The organism is Rhizobium sp. MHM7A (assembly GCF_005862215.1).
GTDB classification, from domain to species: domain Bacteria; phylum Pseudomonadota; class Alphaproteobacteria; order Rhizobiales; family Rhizobiaceae; genus Rhizobium; species Rhizobium bangladeshense.
Map to the genome: position 1 here is coordinate 289,844 of NZ_VCHT01000002.1, position 15,813 is coordinate 305,656.

15 protein-coding genes are annotated in these 15,813 nt (G+C 60.9%); 4 read left to right on the forward strand and 11 right to left on the reverse strand.

The window, feature by feature from the left end:
- Positions 1-7: 7 nt before the first annotated feature.
- On the reverse strand, positions 8-1,105 hold the full coding sequence (locus tag FFR93_RS09620; RefSeq protein ID WP_138393066.1) for a calcium:proton antiporter: 1,098 nt from the start codon (positions 1,103-1,105) through the stop codon (positions 8-10).
- Positions 1,106-1,336: 231 nt separating this feature from the next.
- On the opposite strand from FFR93_RS09620, the gene FFR93_RS09625 reads away from it, so the two are divergent.
- Positions 1,337-1,624 carry a DUF2188 domain-containing protein gene (locus FFR93_RS09625; RefSeq protein ID WP_064705713.1) on the forward strand — a complete coding sequence of 96 codons (288 nt, stop codon included), beginning with the start codon at positions 1,337-1,339 and terminating at the stop codon, positions 1,622-1,624.
- Here FFR93_RS09625 and FFR93_RS09630 read toward each other — a convergent pair.
- A complete protein-coding gene (locus FFR93_RS09630) occupies positions 1,621-2,136 on the reverse strand; it encodes a GrpB family protein (protein ID WP_138393479.1) in 516 nt (171 codons plus the stop codon). The genes FFR93_RS09625 and FFR93_RS09630 overlap by 4 nt on opposite strands.
- Positions 2,137-2,197: 61 nt before the next feature.
- Positions 2,198-3,100, reverse strand: a complete 903-nt coding sequence (locus tag FFR93_RS09635; protein WP_138393067.1) for a LysR family transcriptional regulator — start codon at positions 3,098-3,100, stop codon at positions 2,198-2,200.
- Between the two features lie 90 nt (positions 3,101-3,190).
- Between FFR93_RS09635 and FFR93_RS09640 the strand changes: the two genes are divergently transcribed.
- Positions 3,191-4,210, forward strand: a complete 1,020-nt coding sequence (locus FFR93_RS09640; RefSeq protein WP_138393068.1) for an SDR family NAD(P)-dependent oxidoreductase — start codon at positions 3,191-3,193, stop codon at positions 4,208-4,210.
- Here the strand turns inward: FFR93_RS09640 and FFR93_RS09645 are convergent.
- The 6 genes from FFR93_RS09645 to trxB all read right to left on the reverse strand — a co-directional run bounded on the left by FFR93_RS09645 (position 4,207) and on the right by trxB (position 10,140).
- Complete coding sequence (locus FFR93_RS09645) at positions 4,207-5,007, reverse strand: aminoglycoside phosphotransferase family protein (protein ID WP_138393069.1); 801 nt, start codon at positions 5,005-5,007, stop codon at positions 4,207-4,209. The genes FFR93_RS09640 and FFR93_RS09645 overlap by 4 nt on opposite strands.
- Positions 5,008-5,081: 74 nt before the next feature.
- The gene (locus FFR93_RS09650) at positions 5,082-6,206 is read right to left on the reverse strand and encodes an alkene reductase (RefSeq protein ID WP_138393070.1); all 1,125 of its coding nucleotides are present in this window, start codon (positions 6,204-6,206) and stop codon (positions 5,082-5,084) included.
- Positions 6,207-6,231: 25 nt separating this feature from the next.
- Complete coding sequence (locus tag FFR93_RS09655; RefSeq protein ID WP_138393071.1) at positions 6,232-7,398, reverse strand: MFS transporter; 1,167 nt, start codon at positions 7,396-7,398, stop codon at positions 6,232-6,234.
- A 1-nt stretch (position 7,399) separates the two neighbouring features.
- Positions 7,400-7,693 (reverse strand): metalloregulator ArsR/SmtB family transcription factor, encoded by a 294-nt coding sequence (locus FFR93_RS09660; RefSeq protein WP_064705707.1) that lies wholly within the window; start codon positions 7,691-7,693, stop codon positions 7,400-7,402.
- 553 nt (positions 7,694-8,246) lie between these two features.
- Entirely contained in the window at positions 8,247-9,143 is an 897-nt protein-coding gene (locus tag FFR93_RS09665) for a LysR family transcriptional regulator VtlR (RefSeq protein ID WP_004671024.1), read from the reverse strand.
- A 22-nt stretch (positions 9,144-9,165) separates the two neighbouring features.
- Positions 9,166-10,140, reverse strand: a complete 975-nt coding sequence (trxB, locus tag FFR93_RS09670; protein WP_138393072.1) for a thioredoxin-disulfide reductase — start codon at positions 10,138-10,140, stop codon at positions 9,166-9,168.
- Between the two features lie 230 nt (positions 10,141-10,370).
- Between trxB and FFR93_RS09675 the strand changes: the two genes are divergently transcribed.
- Complete coding sequence (locus FFR93_RS09675) at positions 10,371-10,838, forward strand: Lrp/AsnC family transcriptional regulator (RefSeq protein ID WP_064706138.1); 468 nt, start codon at positions 10,371-10,373, stop codon at positions 10,836-10,838.
- 133 nt (positions 10,839-10,971) lie between these two features.
- Here the strand turns inward: FFR93_RS09675 and FFR93_RS09680 are convergent, their stop codons facing one another.
- Both FFR93_RS09680 and FFR93_RS09685 read right to left on the reverse strand, forming a co-directional pair.
- Complete coding sequence (locus FFR93_RS09680; RefSeq protein WP_138393073.1) at positions 10,972-12,318, reverse strand: sigma-54 dependent transcriptional regulator; 1,347 nt, start codon at positions 12,316-12,318, stop codon at positions 10,972-10,974.
- A 4-nt stretch (positions 12,319-12,322) separates the two neighbouring features.
- The gene (locus FFR93_RS09685) at positions 12,323-14,197 is read right to left on the reverse strand and encodes a sensor histidine kinase (RefSeq protein ID WP_138393074.1); all 1,875 of its coding nucleotides are present in this window, start codon (positions 14,195-14,197) and stop codon (positions 12,323-12,325) included.
- 223 nt (positions 14,198-14,420) lie between these two features.
- On the opposite strand from FFR93_RS09685, the gene FFR93_RS09690 reads away from it, so the two are divergent.
- Entirely contained in the window at positions 14,421-15,755 is a 1,335-nt protein-coding gene (locus tag FFR93_RS09690) for a dicarboxylate/amino acid:cation symporter (protein ID WP_138393075.1), read from the forward strand.
- Positions 15,756-15,813 lie beyond the last annotated feature (58 nt).

Below are 15,813 nucleotides of genomic sequence, written 5' to 3' on the forward strand. Positions count from 1 at the left end.
ACCGCTTTCAAAGCCCGAGCGCCGTCAGCATGACGAAGGTGGCAAAGAGGATGAAATGTGTCATGCCCTCGATGGCATTGGTCTCGCCGTCGTTGAGATTGATTGCTGCGGCAATCAGCGTGATCGCCACCATCACTGTCTGCACCGGCGTCATCGCCATGATGAAGGGTTGGCCGGTATAAAGCGCGATCGCCTCCATCACGGGCACCGTCAGGATCACTGTCGACAGTGAGGCGCCCATGGCGATGTTGACCGTCGCCTGCATGCGGTTCCTCAGCGCTGCCCTCAATGCGGTCAGGATCTCGGGCGCAGCCGAAATCGCCGCGACGACGACGGCGGTCACTGCGATCGGCGCGCCGCTGTCGCGCAGCCCTTCGGTCATGAAGGCCGACATGAACTCCGCCAGCAGGCCGATGATGACGACGCCGACGAGGATGATGGCGATTGAAACGGCGGCCGGTCCGTCGGCGCCTTCTTTATTGTGACTTTCCTTCTTCCGTTCGGAACGCGGGTAGCTATAGCTGAAGAAATAGCTGTGCTGGCCGACCTGCATGCGCAGAAAGAGCCCGTAGAGAGCGATCATCGCAACGATGGTGAAGGCGGAATAATAGTGCCATTTATCGCTCGGCACGAATTCCGGCACGACCATGGAGATGCCCATGGCGGTGAGGATCATCACGCCATAGGTCTTGCCGGAATTGTCGTTGTAGGGCTGCTCCCCGTGCTTGAGTCCGCCGAGAAGGGCTGCGAGGCCGAGAATGCCATTGATATCGAACATCAGGGCGGAATAGATCGTGTCGCGCACAAGCGTTGGAGAGCTCTCGCCAGTCATCATGATGGCAAGGATGATGACTTCGACGGCGAGGGCCGAAAGCGTCAAGATCATCGTGCCGTAGGGATCGCCGACCTTGACCGCGAGCAGTTCGGCATGGTGGGCAACGCGGATCGAGGCGAGCACGATGGTGGCGACCAGGGCGGCGGCGGCGATGAGCGCCCAGCTCCGCCCCATCTCCATAACCGTATGCTCCAGAAGATAGGCGATCACTGCGACGATGAGTGCAGCAATCAAAAATTTTTCCTCTTCAAGCTGTGCCGCGATGCCCAATTCTCAGCTCCCGTTGCAATTCACGCCTTTTAACTAAGTCACTGATTTCGGATGGGAAGCACGCGGCGGCACTCTGCTATTTGCAGTCTTCGGCGTTTAATGGAATACTGAATGCTATCGGGGCCGGAAAGCAGATCGCGGCGTCCTCGAATTCTCGTCACGCGGCCGCGATGATCCGGACCCTGTCCGGAAGCATGCGAATGCGCAACAAGATGATGAGGAGACGGATGCATGATCAAGGTGGTCTATGAAGTCGTGCCGCATGACGGCGGTTGGGCCTACAGGCTGGGAGGCGTTTATTCCGAGGCATTCCCGACCCATGCCGAGGCGCTCGAAGCCGCGCGCATCGTGGCGGCCGAACAGCAGGTCGGCGGCGATTCCGCCGAGATCAGCTGGCAGGACGAGAACGGCAAATGGCATGAGGAATATGCTGAGGGCGGAGACCGGCCGGAAACTGAAGTGGTCGACGGTTTTTGGCAAGAGCGTGCGGCCGGAGCCTCGCAGAGCGCCGGACGCTAACCTCCGCCCGTCAATGCCCGCGTGACGATTGTGTCGACGAACTCGCGTTTCTCCGCGGTATAGCGATCGCCGTCCATTTTGAATTCGGCTGCCAGCCTGCGTTTTAGCGCGGCATATTCGCCCGCCGCCTCTGGATGCGCGATGAGATAATCCCGGAAAGCCAGCCTGTTTCGGTGGGTTCCGTTGCCGACCGGGCAAAGATAGACGCGCTCCGCCGGCAGCGAATCTCTCGATAAAAATGCCCACACCTGGTCATCATAGCGGTTGCCGCGCGGTTCATAGTTTTCCGAGAGAAGCACCTGGGTTGCGCTCTCGATGTGCTCCAGACCGGGAAGAACGATGTCGATATCGATGAGGGGCTTGGCGGTCATATCAGGTATGGCGGTGCTGCCGACGTGATCGATGGCGAGCGCCTGCGGCAGCAAGGCCGCTAGCTTGGCCCGGATGCGTTGGAAAGCAACCGGCCATTCCCTGTCATAATTTACGAGTTCAACCGGCCTGTGCATCGTCATCTCCATACGATGCTGCGACATTGCCCATGATTCTCGTCGAAAATCGATCTCAATTTTGCGCTTACGTGCCCGTGCAGTGACGATGATAAGCCTGGAGGCCCCTGACCAGCGCGTCGAAAGTGGCGCGGCAGCGCGGCGAGGTCTTCAGGCTCTCATGCATTACCACCCATGTGCCGAGCGGTATGGAGAAAGCATCGGACAGGATGTGCACGAGGTCAGGATTTTCCCGAGCCAGTCCGATCTGGCAGAGGCCGATGCCGACGCCGGCGCGGATTGCGCAAAGCTGGGCAAGATTGCTGTCGGTCCTGTAGGAGAATTTAATGTCTGCGGGCACCGGGTAGCGTTTCATCACCATGCGCACATAGGCTGTCTGCCGGTCGAAGCCGATGAGCCTGTGGTTGGCGAGATCCGCTATGGTTTGCGGATTGCCGTGCCGTTCGAGATAACAGCGGTGTGCGTGAAAGCCGATCGGTATGTCGCCGATGCGGCGCACTATGAGCGCTCCCTGCTGCGGCTCTGCCATACGCACGGCGATATCGGCTTCGCGGTTCACCAGATCCTCGATCACATCGGATGCCGAGAGCTCGATCTGGAGCTCCGGATAGGCGTCCTGCAGGCTCCCGAGAATTTTCGGCAGCACCTCAACGGCGATGACCTCGCTGGCGCTGACTCTCACCGTTCCCGCAACGCGTTCACGCTCGCCGGAGGCGGTGCGCAAGAGCGCGGCTGTGGTTGCGGCCAGCGTCTCCGCATAGGGTTTCAGCGCCTGCGCGGCGTCGGTCGGCAGCAGTCCGTTCGGAGAACGGATGAAAAGTTCGGCGCCGATTGCTTTTTCCAGCGCGTCGACGTGACGACCGATCGTCGGTTGGGTCAGCCCGAGTTCACGCGCGGCGGCCGAAAGTGAACCCTGCTGAATCACGGTCAGAAAACTGCGGTAGAAATCCCAGCTTGGTTCGATGCTCATATAATTTTGTATAACAGATGCACTAATTTCGTCAATTTTGTCTATCTTCTTCGAGGTGCATACTCCTCTCATCCGATCGAGGAGATAGTCATGAGTCGAGAAGTTAAGACGGCCCTGGTGCTCGGCGCGACCGGTGGTATCGGCAGCGCAGTAGCGCGCAAGCTGCTGGAGCGTGGCTGGCGCATCCGGGCACTCAACCGTCAGGCGGCTAAGGCGTCGAGGAACGAGCCGGCATTCGAATGGGTGCAGGGCGACGCGATGAATGCCGCCGATGTGCTGAAGGCTGCCGCAGATGTCGGCGTTATCGTCCATGCGGTCAATCCGCCCGGCTATCGCCACTGGGAAAGGCTGGTGCTGCCGATGCTCGACAATAGCATCGCAGCTGCCCGCGTCGTCGGCGTCCGCATCGTGCTGCCCGGGAATGTCTACAATTTCGGTCCTGATGCTCTGCCGGCGCCGACGGAGGAAAGTCCGCAGCATCCGCTGACGAAGAAGGGGGCGATCCGCGTCGAAATGGAGAAGCGGCTGAAGTCGGCGTCGCAATCCGGCGCGGGCGCCATCATCGTCCGCGCTGGCGATTTCTTCGGTCCGGGCGCGACAGCCAATAGCTGGTTCTCATCGGGGCTGGTGACGCCGGGAAAACCGGTCGGCACGATCAAGAATCCGGGGCGGCGCGGCGTCGGCCATCAGTGGGCCTATCTGCCCGACATGGCGGAAACCGTCGCCCAGCTCATCGAGCGGGCCGATCAGCTGCCGCCCTTTGCTGTCTACCATATGGATGGGTTCTGGGACGCAAATGGCATGCAGATGGCAGAAGCAATCAAGCGAGTTTCCGGCGGCAAGGCAAAGATCGGGCGTTTCCCCTGGTGGATGGTGCCGCTCGCCGCCCCTTTCGTTCCGCTCATGCGGGAGATCAGGGAAATGCGCTATTTATGGAAGGTGCCGCTCAGGATGAACAACGCCAAGCTCGTGGCCGAACTCGGCAAGGAGCCGCAGACGCCGATCGACGAGGCAGTGAGAGCCACACTGGTGGCGCTCGGCTGCCTGCCGGAACCGCATCGGGACATGGCGGCGGCCTTCGTTGGGTCTTTACCGCAGAGGGCGCGTTAGGCGGCCAGTTCGGAAAGTGCAATCCGGGCGACCGTCAAGGCCGTTTCAGCCTGCTCGATGTTTGGGTCGCCTAAGAACCAGGCGGCGGAAAGGCCGGAATAGGCAGCGATCCACTGCAGCAGCCGTTTCGGCTCCAGACCCGCCTCCCTGGAGACGACTGCGAGCTGGCGGCGGAAACGGGCGGGATCGGTGATAACAGGCAGTTCCTCGTTGGCAAAAATATTGGCGAAATCGAAACTGCGCTCGCCGTGGAGCCGCTTCGGATCGATCGCCAGCCAGCCGCGCGCCTCGAAATCGAGAATGTTTTGGTGGTGGATATCGCCATGGAGGACGGTGAGATCGCGCGGATCGGCAAGAAGGGCATTGGCGATTGCCGAGCAATCGGCAAGCGTGCCGCCATATTTGGCGGAGGCCGGTTCGAGATCGCGGAACCAGCGGATGAGGGGTATGGGATCAGGAAGCGGCTTTTCGCGCGGGGCATGCAGCCGCGCGGCGGTGCGGCAGAGGATGCGGCTTGCCTCGTCGTCCTCGCCGTCCATCGCCATGGCGAGCAGCGAGCGTTTTCCCATTGCCCGTTCCAGGAGCACGGCGTCGCCCTCATGGGCGTAGACATGAGCTGCCCCATCGCCATCCCACCATCGCATCAACAGCGCGCGGTATCGTTCGTCGATGTCGGCGGCTACTTTCAGCATGGCGGGCCTATCCTGCCAGAGGACCGGTAGCAGGCGGCTCGAATGGGTGATGATGGGCTCGCCGTCTGAGATGAGCGACCAGCGATCGAGATAGGGAGCGAACATGGCGCCTTATATAGGGATCTTGAACGCAGAAATCCCGCCTCTCGGCGGGATTTTGCGGTTCGTATCCTGAGGGTTCAAGCGACCTTTTCGAGGGTGGGATAGTCGATGTAGCCCTTGGCGGTGCCGCCATAGAAAGTCGATTGATCGGGCGTATTGAGCGGCAGGTTTTTTGCCAGTCGTTCGACGAGATCAGGATTGGCGATGAAGGGCTTGCCGAAGGCGACGAGATCGGCGCGGCCGCTATCGACGGCGTCGATCGCGAGATCGCGGTCATAGCCGTTGTTGACCATCCAGCTGGCCTTGCCGCCGGCCTTTTCATAGGCTTGGCGCAGCGCCTTGTAATCGAAAGAGGCACTGTTTCCCTGCCTGTAGTCTCGGTCGCCGCCGGTCTGGCCTTCGATAACGTGGATATAGGCGAGGTCTTGTTTGGCCAGGCCCTCGACGACGAGGGTGAAGGTCGCCTGCGGATTGGAATCATAGCTTTCGCCCGAGGGCGTCACCGGTGAAATACGGATCGCCGTGCGGCCTGCGCCGATCTCCTTCACAACGGCATCGACGACTTCGAATGTAAGACGGGTGCGGTTTTCGATCGAACCGCCATATTGATCGGCGCGGTCGTTGACGCCGTCGCGGATGAACTGGTCGAGCAGGTAGCCGTTGGCGCCATGGATCTCGACACCGTCAAAGCCGGCGTCGATGGCGGCGCGGGCTGCCCTGCGGTAATCCTCGACGATGCCGGGAATCTCGGCGGTTTCGAGCGCGCGCGGTTCGGAAGTGTCGGCAAAGCTGCCGCTGCCATCTTTATTGACCAGATAGGTCTTGGCCTTGGCAACGCGGTTGGTTGAGGACACCGGCTTCGCGCCGTTTGGCTGCAGCGTCGTGTGCGAGATGCGGCCGACATGCCACATCTGGACGACGATCTTGCCGCCTGCGGTGTGAACGGCGTCGGTTACTCGCCGCCAGCCATTGAGCGCTTCCCTGCTGTAGAGACCGGGTACATCGGCATAGCCCTGGCCCTGATGAGTGATGGCAGTGGCTTCAGTGATGATCAAACCTGCCGTGGCGCGTTGGCGGTAATATTCGACGTTGAGGTCGTTCGGGATCGCACCCGGCGAGCGGTTGCGAGTGAGCGGCGCCATGACGATGCGATTCTTGACCGATATGTCGCCAACCTTGGAGGGTTCGAAAAGCTTTGCCATGATGGTCCTTTCTTTTGCTGGGGGATTACTCGGCAGGGGCAAGGGCGGCCCGGCCTCTGGCGGAGAGATAGGTGAGCGCCGTCGCTCCAAGGCCGATCAGGGCCATCAGGGCTGCGGCGAGCGGAACGCGGGTGAGATCGAAGCCGGCATCGATGACCAGGCCGCCCGCCCAGGCGCCGAGCGCATTGCCGGTGTTGAAGGCGCCGATATTGATCGTCGAGACCAAGTTGGGAGCGTCCTTGCCGAAGCCGACGACGCCGACCTGCAGCGCCGGCACGGCGGCAAAACTCGCTAGTGCCCAGAGGAAGAGGGTGATTTCCGCTGGAATGAAGAAGCGGCTGGTATAGCTGAAGGCGACCGAAGTGATGGCGATAGCGGCGAAGACGCCGGCAAGCGTCGCGCCGAGCCGCCAATCGGCAAGCTTGCCGCCGACGAGATTGCCGACGGTCAGGCCGAGACCGATCAGGAAAAGCGTCCAAGTGACGCCCTCGGGCGAAACGCCAGTGACATCACGCAGCAGCGGCGCAATATAGGTGAAGAGGGCGAACATCGAGGCGGAGAAGAAGACGGTGGTGGACAGCGCCAGCCAAAGGCCGCCATTCCTCAGTGCTGCGACCTCGCGCAGGATGCTGCCGCTCTCGTGCTGCCGGTCCTTCGGCAGGATGGCGATCAGGCCTGATATGGTGATGATACCGATGACGGTGACGATGCCGAAGGTGGCGCGCCAGCCATAGGCCTGGCCGATGGCGGTGCCGAGCGGCACGCCGAGCACATTTGCAAGCGTAAGGCCGGTAAACATCAGCGCCACGGCGCGGGCCCTGCGGTCTTCGGCGACAAGACCGGCGGCGACGACCGAGCCGATGCCGAAGAAGGCGCCATGGCAAAGCGCGGTGATGATGCGGGCAATCATCAGCACCCAATAGCCGCTCGCCAGGGCGCAAAGCAGGTTGCCGGCGATGAAGAAGGCCATCAACGCAATCAGCGCTGTGCGGCGCTTGAGCTTGGCGGTCGACACTGCCATGACCGGCGCGCCGATTGCGACCGCCAGCGCATAACCGGTCACCAGCCATCCTGCCTGCGGGATGGTCACCGAGAGATCGGCGGCGACTTCCGGTAGCAGCCCCATGATGACGAATTCGGTCGTGCCTATCGCAAAGGAGCTCAAGGCCAGCACGAGAAGGGCTAGGGGCATTCTAGAGATCCTGTGTCAGCTGCTTGAGGAAAGCGGCGATGGTTTCTTCGTTGCGTTTGTAAAAGATCCATTGGCCGACGCGCCTGGTGGTGACGAGGCCGGCGCGATGGAGCGTTCCGAGATGGGCGGAAACCGTCGATTGAGACAGGCCGCAGCGCTCAAATTGGCTGGCGCAGACACCCATTTCAAAGGGGTGTTCTTGCGTGGGGAAATGTTCCTCGGGATTTTTCAGCCAGCTCAGAATGTCCATCCGGGTGGGGTGGGCGAGCGCCTTGATAATCTCGTCTTTGTCCATCGATGTTGTTCGATCCATAAATCGTACTTTCCCGATATATGGTTCGACGCCCGTCGATATGCAAATCACGGAGACGTGAGGCGATGGGTTTTAGCAACTGAGCAAATTTTGGGCAAAAAAAGAGGGCCACCGGAAAACCAGGGCCCTTGTAATTGTGAAGGTCAAAAACCTCCAGAGGGGAACAGCTAATGCGGTGGAACTGGGAGAGAAACCACGAAGTGCATCAGCCATGAGGGATATGGTGCTTCCTTGAGCAGGTTTCAATGCTTTTTTGTGCATGTCTGCTATGCGCCGCACAATTTTTTTGCGGTGCGGCATTTATCGAGGAGGTAAGGCAAAAAAAGAGGGCCGCTGGAAAACCAGGGCCCTTATAAGTGTGAAGGTTTAAAAACCTCCAGAGGGGAACAGCTAATGCGGTGGAACTGGGAGGAAAAGCCACCATGTGCATCAGCTATGTGCGATATGGTGGTTTAATGGGCAAACGGCAACCCACATTTGTGCATGCCAGTCATGCGCTCAATGCATAGTATGGAAAACATTTCATAAAACTGGCTTAAAAATTCCAGTTTCTAGCCTTGCTGACAATGAAATCGCGGAAAGCCTTCAATTTGGCTGCGTTCTTGATTTCGTCGGGATAGCAGAAATAAGTGTCGAATGAAGGGACATCGGCATTTATTGCGAGCTGAATCAGGCCGGGATCGCGTCCGACGATGTAGTCCGGCAGGCAGGCGACACCGATTCCGAGCAGGCAGGCCCGCTTGATAGAGGTCTGGCTGTTGATCTGCAGATGCGGGATCCGCTTGTTGTCGGACGAACGGCCGGCGACTTCGAGCCAGTTGACGTCGAGCAGATAGCTCGGCGCCGGTTCACCGAAGGTAATGATGCGGTGGTTGTCGAGATCCTCGATCTTCTGCGGTTCGCCGTGGCGATTGATATAGGAGGGGGCCGCATAAACGTGCATGTGCACGGTAAAGAGCTTGCGCTGAATGAGGTCGGACTGCTGCGGCTGGCGCAGCCGGATCGCGCAATCAGCATGGCGCATGTTCACATCCACTTCCTCGTTGTCGAGGATCAGTTGGATCTGAACGTCGGGGTAGAGCTGCAGGAATTCCTGGATCTTGTCGGTGAGCCAACCCTGGCCGAGGCCGACCGTCGTCGTCACGCGCAGCTTGCCGGACGGCGTCTCGGTCGTCTCGGTAAGCTGCATCTTGACGGTTTCGAGCTTCAGCAGGACGTCATGGGCGGTGCGGTAGAGCAGTTCGCCCTGTTCCGTGAGAATCAGCCCGCGCGCGTGGCGGTGAAACAGCTTGGTGCCGACATCCTGCTCCAACGCGCTTACCTGGCGGCTGATGGCGGATTGGGACAGATGAAGTTTATCCGCCGCGTGTGTAAACGAACCCGCTTCGGCTGCTGCGTGGAAAATACGCAGCTTGTCCCAATCCAATGGCATTCCCCCACCCCTCATGCCGATTTTACTCCGCTGCCACGGCGACGGGCATATGGCCTGTCAGATATCGCTCCGCTTCAAGCGCGGCCATGCAACCCATGCCGGCAGCGGTGACCGCCTGGCGGAATGTATCGTCCGTCACGTCGCCTGCGGCATAAACCCCCTCGAGGCTGGTCGCGGTCGAATCCGGCGCGGTCCACAGATAGCCATTGTCCTTCAGCTTCAGCTTGCCCTTGAAAAGCTCGGTCGCCGGGGCATGGCCGATCGCAACGAAGACGCCGTCGATCGGCATTTCGGTGATTGTGCCCGTTCTGACGTCGCGCAGGCGCGCGCCAGTCACCGATTGGGGCATCGGCGGCTTGGCCGGAGTGCCGGTGATCTCAGCCACTTCGGTGTTCCACAGCACCTTGACGTTTTCCTTGGCGAACAAGCGTTCCTGCAGGATCTTCTCGGCGCGGAAGGAGTCGCGGCGGTGTACCAATGTGACCGACTTGGCGATGTTAGAGAGATACAGCGCCTCTTCAACGGCGCTGTTGCCGCCGCCGACCACGATCACATCCTTGTTGCGATAGAAGAAACCGTCGCAGGTGGCGCAGGCCGAAACGCCGAAGCCCTGGAAGTGCTGCTCGCTTTCGATTCCGAGCCACTTGGCCTTGGCGCCGGTAGCGATGATCAGCGTATCAGCCGTCCATACCTGGCCGCTATCGGTGCGGGCGATGAAGGGGCGCTGGTTCAAGTCGACTTCGGTCACGAGGTCGTTGACGATCTCGGTGCCGACATGTTTTGCCTGCTTCAGCATCTGGTCCATCAGCCAGGGACCCTGAATTGGATCGGCAAAGCCCGGATAGTTCTCGACATCGGTGGTGATCATCAGCTGTCCGCCCTGTTCGAGGCCGGCGATCAGAACCGGCTTGAGCATGGCGCGCGCGGCGTAGACCGCGGCAGTATAGCCGGCGGGTCCGGAACCGATGATGAGCACCTTGGTGTGGCGGGCGGGCATGTCATTTCCTTTCGACTGTCAGGAGGCGGCGGCTAGAAGGCGATTGCGGCCGTTTCGCGGTCCATGCGCCATTTATGAACGTCCAATGCTATTATTCAAGGCCAGCCTTGCATTACCAACAAGGCAAATCGCCTTGATGTGCAAGAATCCGTCATCGGCTTGAAACTTTCTTGCGTATTCCGCCGCTTTATATAGAAGCTCGCCGCGAAGAATTAAAGAAAGGCCGTGATGTGGGTCGCACCGAACTCGACGTCATCGACATAAAGATACTCCGGGAGCTGCAGGCCGACGGCCGCATGACCAATGTCGAGCTCGCCGACCGCGTCGGCATCTCGGCGCCGCCCTGCTTGCGCCGGGTGCGCAAGCTCGAGGAAGCCGGCATTATCGAAGGCTATCACGCCATGCTGAACAGCCCGAAGCTCGGCTTCGATCTCGTCGCTTTCTGCATGGTCGGCCTCAAGCATCAGTCGGAAGCCAACCTCAAGGCGTTTGCCGCCGCCACCACCGGATGGCCGCTGGTGCGCCAGGCCTGGATGGTCTCGGGCGACAGCGATTTCCTGCTGCATTGCGTGGCGGAGAACCTCACCCACTTCCAGGATTTCGTCATCGAAATTCTGACGGCGAACGAACATGTCGACACCGTGCGCACCATGCTGACGATCCGGCAGGTGAAGAAGCTGGGACTGGTCGAGGTCTGAAACAGCCTAAAGCGCGTTGCGATCTTTCAGGTTCGCTCGTTGCGCCTTCAGGTTTTGTTTTTACGCATGTCGTTGCGGCAAGCGCTTCGCGCTTTGCCTGGGAAAACCGCTGCACACTTTTGCGCGACATGCCTTATTTGCGCGAAGCGTAGCCGCCTCGATTGATGCCGTGGCGCTGCAGCTTGTCGTAGAATGTCTTTCTCGGAATGCCGAGCGCTTCGATGGTGCGGCGCACGTCGCCCTCATTGGCGGTGAGCGCGTCGCGGATGATCTCCGCCTCGTAACGTTCCAGCCGTTCGGGCAGCGTTCCGCCCGTCGGCTGCGCAGGGACGGGTGCGGCTCCGCCGCCTTCCACTCCGAGCACCACGCGTTCGGCATAGTGGGAGAGCTCGCGGACATTGCCCGGCCATGCATGGGTGGCGAGGTGGCGGCGAATTTTCTCTGAAAGCTGCGGCACATCGCGGTGGAAGCGCTCCGCGGCGCGGGCGGCGAAATGGGAAAACAGCAGCGGGATATCGTCGCGACGCTCCCTCAGCGGCGGGATGGAAATCGTCACGACATTCAGCCTGTAATAGAGATCCTCGCGAAAATCTCCGCGCACCTCGGGATCGCCAAGGTCGATCTTGGCTGCCGCGACGACGCGCAGGTCGACCGCGCGCACCTCGTTGGTGCCGAGCGGGGTGATTTCGCGCATCTCCAGCACTCTCAGTATCTTGACCTGCGTGGCGAGAGGCATGCTCTCGATCTCGTCGAGGAAAAGCGTACCGCCGCTTGCATGCTCGATGCGGCCGGTGCGGCGCTTCTGGGCGCCGGTAAAGGCGCCGGCCTCGTGGCCGAACAGCTCGCTTTCGATGACGGTTTCGGGAAGCGCCCCACAGTTCAGCGCCACGAAATTGCCTTTCCGGCGGTGGCTCCACTGATGCAGGATCTGCGCGACCACTTCCTTGCCGCTACCTGTCTCGCCGGCAACGAGCACGTCGACGTCGGTATCGGCGATGTGGCGGAGAATCTTTCTGAGATTCTCCATGACGGGCGTCTGGCCGATCAGCGGCAAAGTCTCTTGCGCATCTTCGGCCGCCCTGCGCAGCATTCGGTTTTCCAGAACGAGCCGACGTTTTTCGCTGGCGCGGCGCACGCTCTGGACGAGCCTGTCGGCGGGGAAAGGTTTGGCGATGAAATCATAGGCGCCATCCTGAATGGCCTGGACCGCCATCGGGATATCGCCGTGGCCGGTCATCAATATCACCGGCAGGTCGGCATCCATGCCTTGCAGCGTGGCGAAGAGCTGCAGCCCGTCGATCTCGGGCATGCGGATATCGGTGACGACAGGGCCGGCGAAGTCGGCCGGCAAGTCCGCCAGCGCTGCCTTGGCGCCGTCATAGGCGGAAACGGAGAAGCCGGCGAGCTCCAGCGTCTGGGCCGTTGCGCGGCGCAGATCCCTGTCGTCGTCGATCAGCGCAACGGGGCTCGGTGTGTCCATGGCATCAGGCCTTCCTCAGATGAACGATGAACCGGCTTCCTTCGCCATTGCTCTCCACCTCCATTCGGCCACCATAATCGCCGACAATGTCCTTGGAGATGACGAGCCCGAGGCCGAGACCCTTTTCCTTCGATGTGTTGAACGGCGTGAACAGGCCCTTGCGGATTTCAGGCGAGATGCCGGGGCCATTGTCGACGACAGTCAGCGTCACCGTCTCGGCATCGGCTGACGTCCTCACCTCGACGCGCCCCGCTTCGGCCTTCGGCGCCACCGCCTCAAGGGCGTTCTGAAGCAGGTTGATCAGCACCTGCTCGAGGCGGATCCGGTTTCCCATGACCTGCAGCTCGGCGGGCGGCAGCTCAATGTCAAGCGTATCCATGCGGCCGGCGAAGCGGCTGCGCAACAACATCACCGCGCCCTCGACGACGTCCCTCAGACCCGTCGGTTCGGCACTGCCGCGGCCCTTGCGGGCGAAAGTCTTCAGCTCCTCGGTGATCGTGCCTATGCGCTCCGTCAGTGCCGCGATGTTCTGAAGATTTTCGCCGGCAGGCGCGGTCTGGCCGCGCTCGAGGAAGGTGCGGGCATTGTCCGCATAGGCCCGTATGGTCGCTACCGGCTGGTTGATTTCATGGGCGACACCGGCGGCCACCTGACCGAGGATTGCCAGCCGGTTGGCCTGAACCAGATCCTGCTGCACTGTCTGGAGCTTCTGCTCCGTGCTGCGGTGACCGGCGATCTCGGCCTGCAGGCGATCCCGCGCCTGGCTGAGATCGACCGTCCGCTCGGCGACGCGCCGTTCCAGTTCTTCGCGCGCCTGCTGTTCCCTGAAAATCCTGAGGGTGATCGTCTGGCGGCGGCGCAAGAGGAAGGCTGCGGTTGCCAAAAGCGGCAAAAGCAAGAGTAGCGCCAGCATGCGCGTTTCGCGGACCGCCGCGTCGACGGAGGGCCCCAGCGCCACAAGATGCTGCAGATGCCATCCGGTCGCAGGAACCGGCATTGCAACATTGAGGAAGCTGGTTTTTCCAGCGCCGCCGGGCATGACGATCTCGACGACGTCCAGCCGGTCGCCCAGCTGCCGGACGACCTCGAGCGGCAACGGCTGAAGTGGCGCATCGCCGAACTGAAGGCTGTCGCGGATCGCCGTCAGCCGATCCACGGCGATGCGGCCGATCGTCATGAACCGCCATGAGGGAACGCTGGTGATGAGGACGATGCCGCGATCGTCGATGACGTAGGACGGTGCGCCCGAGGCATTCCAATCTGCCTCGACATCGTCGAATTCCACCTTGACGACGACGACCCCCAGAAAACCGCCGCTGCCAGATATCCGCTCGGAAATATAAAGGCCGGGCTTCTTGCTGACCGTGCCCAGCGCGAAATGTTCGGCCTGTCCTTCAGTGACCGCGCCCTGGAAGTATTCGCGGAATCGATAGTCGTTGCCGACGAAGCTCGTCGGTTCGCGCCAGTTGCTTGCCGAAACCGCGATACCATTCTTGTCTATGACGTATATGACGGCAGCCTTCGTGCCGGCGGCCAGCGTCTCCAGCTTCCGGCTGAGTTCATCGAACATGCCGGCGTCGCGCCCCGCCAGGACGGCGGCAAGCGCGGCATCCTGCGACAGCACGAAGGGCAGCGCCCGGTATTTTTCGAGCACCGTGCGCAGCAGCGCCACATTCATCCCCGCATCGGTTTGGGCTTGTTCCTCCAGGGCCGCCTCCGCCCGGCGCCGGCCGATCTCGCCGCTCACCCACAGGCTTGAGATGACGGCTGAGAGGGCGAGCACCGCGTAGGCCCACCACATCCGGCGGATGCGGTGCTGCAAGGGCAAGGTGGGCCAAAGCCTTTGCGCGGCTGACAAGGACATGGTGGATTTGTGCATTTTTCCGCACGAAACGCAAACGGATTTGTGTGGTTTTTCGCATTTCTTGAACGATCTAGCGATCAGAAAAAGATTTTTAACAAGGAATACAATGCATTGGAGCGGAGATACGAAACTGGCACGACGCTTGCGAAAGAGACGGCAACAACGGCTGAGCTGTTGGAGTGAAGCGAACGGCTCGGGAGGCTGGAGTTCGTTCCGTAGGAGCCTTTAGGAGGACATCATGATCGCAGCACCATTCGATGCAGTTGCAGACAGCAAGGGCAAGAAGCCCTTTTATAGCCATCTTTACGTTCAGGTTCTCGCCGCCATCGCGGCGGGCATCCTTCTCGGCCATTATTACCCCGAGCTCGGTACGCAGCTGAAGCCGCTCGGCGATGCATTCATCAAGCTTGTGAAGATGGTCATCGCCCCAGTCATCTTCCTGACGGTGGCAACCGGCATTGCCGGCATGAGCGACCTGAAGAAGGTCGGGCGCGTCGCCGGCAAGGCGATGTTGTACTTCCTGACCTTCTCGACCTTGGCCCTTGTGATCGGAATGGTCGTCGCCAACGTCGTTCAGCCCGGCGCCGGCATGAACATCGATCCGGCTTCGCTTGACCCGAAGGCCGTCGCCACCTTTGCCGAGAAGGCGCATGAGCAGAGCATTGTCGGCTTCCTCACCAACATTATTCCGTCGACCATCGTCGGCGCCTTTGCCGATGGCGATATTCTGCAGGTGCTGTTCTTCTCGGTGCTCTTCGGCATTGCGCTCGCCATGGTCGGCGAAAAGGGCGAGCCGGTCATCAATATCCTCAATGCGCTGACGGCTCCGATCTTCAAGCTGGTCGCCATCCTGATGAAGGCCGCCCCGATCGGCGCCTTCGGCGCCATGGCCTTCACCATCGGCAAGTACGGCATCGGATCGATCGCCAATCTCGCCATGCTGATCGGCACCTTCTACATCACATCGCTGCTCTTCGTTCTCGTCGTTCTCGGCGCCGTCGCCCGCTACAACGGCTTCTCGATCCTGGCGCTGCTGCGCTACATCAAGGAAGAGCTGCTGCTGGTTCTCGGCACCTCATCGTCCGAGGCAGCCCTTCCGGGCCTGATGAACAAGATGGAAAAGGCCGGCTGCAAGCGCTCGGTCGTCGGCCTCGTCATCCCAACAGGCTATTCCTTCAACCTCGACGGCACCAACATCTATATGACATTGGCCGCACTGTTCATTGCCCAGGCAACGGGCATCCAGCTCTCCTGGGGCGACCAGATCCTGCTGCTGCTCGTGGCGATGCTGAGCTCGAAAGGTGCAGCCGGCATCACCGGCGCCGGCTTCATCACCCTTGCCGCGACGCTCTCCGTCGTACCCTCCGTTCCCGTCGCCGGCATGGCGCTGATCCTCGGCATCGACCGCTTCATGTCGGAATGCCGGGCACTGACGAACCTTGTCGGCAATGCGGTCGCGACGATCGTCGTGGCACGCTGGGAAAAAGAGCTGGACACGGCGCAGCTCGCCGTGGCTCTCGGCGGTCAGGCAGAAGAGGGCGCTCCGGCTGTCGCGCTTCAGCCGGCCGAATAAAAGGCCGACTTGTTCGGTGTCGCAGCGGCCCGCTATCCAGCGGGCCGTTCTTTTTCGC